2 protein-coding genes and 1 pseudogene are annotated in these 3,502 nt (G+C 66.8%); all 3 read right to left on the bottom strand.

The genetic code is table 11. The features are described from left to right. Positions 1-422: pseudogene (locus tag VYI76_RS03275) on the bottom strand (hypothetical protein); the annotation flags it as partial. Positions 423-753: 331 nt separating this feature from the next. Continuing rightward, complete coding sequence (locus tag VYI76_RS03270; protein WP_326523347.1) at positions 754-1,791, bottom strand: DUF7146 domain-containing protein; 1,038 nt, start codon at positions 1,789-1,791, stop codon at positions 754-756. After that, the coding region (locus VYI76_RS03265; protein WP_326523346.1) for a strawberry notch C-terminal domain-containing protein at positions 1,792-3,502 on the bottom strand (1,711 nt) is incomplete at its 5' end.

Here is a 3,502-nt window from a genome sequence, read left to right as displayed (position 1 = left end):
TCGCGGAAGAGTTCCATGCTGTTGCGCCGTTCGACCAGGGTCTGTCCCTCCGCCGTGAGGCGTTCGAGTTCGACGCTCTTGACCTCGCTGCCATCCTGTTCCCGCTGAAGGCGGCGCTGCCCCTGCTCGTTGTCGTCGAGTTCGCGTTCGACCCGGTCGGCGGCGCGATGGAAGAGATTGACCGTCGACCAGAGGAGATCGTCGAGATCGGGTTCGAGGCGGGTGTCGCCGAGCGTCGAGACGAGGGCGTCGAAGATGTCTGCGACGGCTGCGGCGACGGTGTTGCCCTCCGGTAGCGGACGCGGATCGGGTTCGTCCTGGAAAGGGCGGTAGCCATAGAGCTGGAGTTCGGTGAGGACGTGATCGGTGGGGGATGAGGTGTGGAACGGCTCGAAGCCTGCGTCATCGTCTTCGTTCATCATCGGGAGCATCCTTCGTCTGGAGACCGCGCCCATCGCGGCCTTCGCAGGCGTCGAAGCTCACAGGCGGGACGGCCTGGCAGCCCTCGTGCTCCCGCGAGGGCCTTGATGGCCAAGCCGGCTATTTTGCTTCGCGATGCAAAGGCGGGGCTTGCCCCGCCGGCGGAAAATAGCCGAAAGCGCAGCGCCATTGCCCGGCTGGCCCGTTTGTGAGCCGATCGCCCTCTCAGAAGGCCGTGGGCGCCCTCTCCGACGCGGGAAGGGTGTTCCCGATGATGAGTGGAGACGGCAGGCGGAGCCATTCAGAGCTTTGCCCCATCCCCCGCCGATCCTCTCACCCCTCCATGAACCGGCTGACGTCCACGGGATGAAGCTGATCCTTCAGGGCCGCCCGGAGGGCATCGACGCCGCGCCAGCGCAGATCCTCGTTGAAGTCCTCGCGCGCTGGCGACATCGCAACCGCTTCGATCCCGACGCTCGCAGCTCGGGCGATCAGGCTGTCTCTCGCGCCGTCCCCAGCCGGATCACGATCGCGAAGGACATAGAGCCTGCGCAGCGTCGCCGGGAACAGGATGGCGGCGAGGTGTGCGGCCGAGAGCGCCGCCAGCATCGGCATGTGCGGCAGAACCTGACGGGGCGACAGCACGGTCTCGATGCCCTCTCCGGCGACCAGCACATCTCCGGCAACGCCAAAGCGGACGCCGTGTCCGAGAAGGTCGCCCATCGCCCGCCTCGGCGTTTCGACAGGCGCCTTGCCCGAGCCGTCCGGGGCGAGCCAAGTGCGGTGCGCGCCGGTCTGTCGCCCGTCAAGATCGGTGACGGACGCGATCATCGCGGGCCAGATCTCCGTGGGCGATTGCTCGTCGGGCCGGTAATAGCACCGGGGATGGTAGCGCAGTGCGGTGCCGCCGATGAGCGACGTGATTGCCCGCCCGCTGAGGTAGGTCGCCGCGAGCGTGCCGGGGATCGGCTGCGACATGGCGAACAGCCGCCGCGACGCTTCCGGCGAACCGACGGCAATGCCCGATGTCCTGCCGGTCGGCGTCCCTGTCTGTTCCGGCGCGGGATGCGGGAGACTGAGGAAACGGTGCGCTTCCTCGACCACATCCTTGAAATCGACGAGGCCAAGCGCCTCGCGGATGATGTCGAGCAGATCGCCATGGTCGCCGGTGGCGGCGTCGGTCCATTTCCCGGCCGGACCTTTGGGGGTGTCCCTGAGCCGGACATAGAGGGAGCGGCCGGGGCTGTTCTGCGCGTCCCCGACCTGCCAGTAATTGCCTGCCCTCCGACCGGAGGACAGGTATTCGCGGCAGACCGCCTCGGCCTCGCGGCCGAGACGATGCGCCAGTTCCGAGCCGTGACGCGAAGCCATTTATGCGGCCTCCCGTTCGCCGATGCGTTCGACCGGCCAGCGGTCGAAGAGCTTGTCGATGATGGCCGGACCCTGCGCGTCGGTCGGCACGAAGAAGCGCAGCTTCCACGAGATGATCTCGTGATAGAGGCCATAGGCCGTGAGGCGCTGGCGCATCGTGTCGGTGAAGCCGGTGAGTTCGATGCGCAGCGCGCCCATGACGCGGACCCGGCGAAGCTGGAGGCCCTCGGTGAGATCGAGGATCGTCTTGCCGTCCATAAGGGCGGTGAACGCATCCTCCGGCGTGATCGAGGCGGCGCCGGTCGCAGTCGCGTGAGCAACCCAGGCGGGAGAAACGCGGCGGCCGATGATCCGCTCGCCGGCATCGGTCTGAAGCCGATAGACGCGGGTAGATTCGTTCGGCAGCCGCTTCCAGATCGGCAACAGGAGACCCGTCACCATATGCAAAGTGCTGTCGGAAAACTCCGGCACCTCGGCAATCTCGGCATTCCAGGCCAAGGCGAAGGCATCCCGCTCGGCTTCGACCCAATGGGTCTCCGGCATGGCCTTGACCGGGATGTTCTGCGCCTCCATCGGCCGGAGCAGCCGGACACGGCGCTCGATCTCGCCATCGTCCAGCATGACGCTGGTGGTCGGAACCTGCACGGCGGCGCGGCCAGACCGCTCGTTAATCAGAAGCACCGCGAGCGGATCGTCGAGGTAGCCCATCGCTTCGGCCAGCGTGACCGGATGGTTGCGCTTGCGCTCGGTGATGGTCAGCAGGCGGGTCTGGGCGCCGGAGCGCGGGTGCGTATAGATCGTCTGGCGGTCGGTGACGACAAAGCTCTCGGCCCGCAGCGTCTCCAGCCCGGCGTCATAGGTTCCCGATGCGATGGCGCCCTCGATCCGCGCGGTCAGAAGCTGCTCGAAGGCGGTGAACAGCACGCCCTGAAGCTCGATGGTCAAGGCCAGCAGCCGGTTCAGGAAGGTCGTGATGGCGGGGAGGTCATCCTTGATGCCGTTGGAGTCCATCAGCTTCAACCCGGTGGCGCTTTCAAAGCGATCGAGCGAGCATCCCTCGACCTTGCCGCGGATCAGCAGGAGATAGAGTTGGCGCAGCGCGTCGCGGGCGTAGTGCGATTCCAGATTGTCCTCCGGCCGGAACAGGCCCTGACCGCCGGTCTGGCGCTGGCCGCGCGTGATCGCGCCCAGGGTGTCGAGACGGCGGGCGATGGTCGAGAGGAAGCGCTTTTCGGCTTTGACGTTCGTGGTGATCGGCCGGAACAGGGGCGCTTGCTTCTGGTTGGTCCGGTGCGTTCGGCCAAGTCCCTGGATCGCAGTATCGGCCTTCCATCCGGCTTCGAGCAGGTAATGGACGCGCAGCCGCGTGTTTCGGGCCGACAGTTCGGCATGATAGCTGCGGCCGGTACCGCCGGCGTCGGAGAATACCAGAACCTGCTTGCCGTCGTCCATGAACGCCTGGGTTTCGGCCAGGTTGGCCGAAGCTGCGCGGTTCTCGACGACAAGGCGGTCAACAGTGACGCCCTTGCCAGCCTTGCGGATGATGCGCCGCGACCGGCCCGTCACTTCAGCCACGGTATCGGTGCCGAAATGCTGGATGAGCTGGTCCAGCGCACCGGGGACCGGCGGCAGGCTGGCGAGCTTTGCGATCAACTCGTCGCGGCGGGCGACCGCTTCGCGGCTTTCGACGGGCTGGCCGTCGCGCATGACG

The organism is Sphingomonas sp., assembly GCF_035910975.1.
Lineage (GTDB): Bacteria > Pseudomonadota > Alphaproteobacteria > Sphingomonadales > Sphingomonadaceae > Sphingomonas.
Note: the sequence above shows the minus strand (reverse complement) of the source record. Positions and strands in the feature narration are given on the sequence as shown.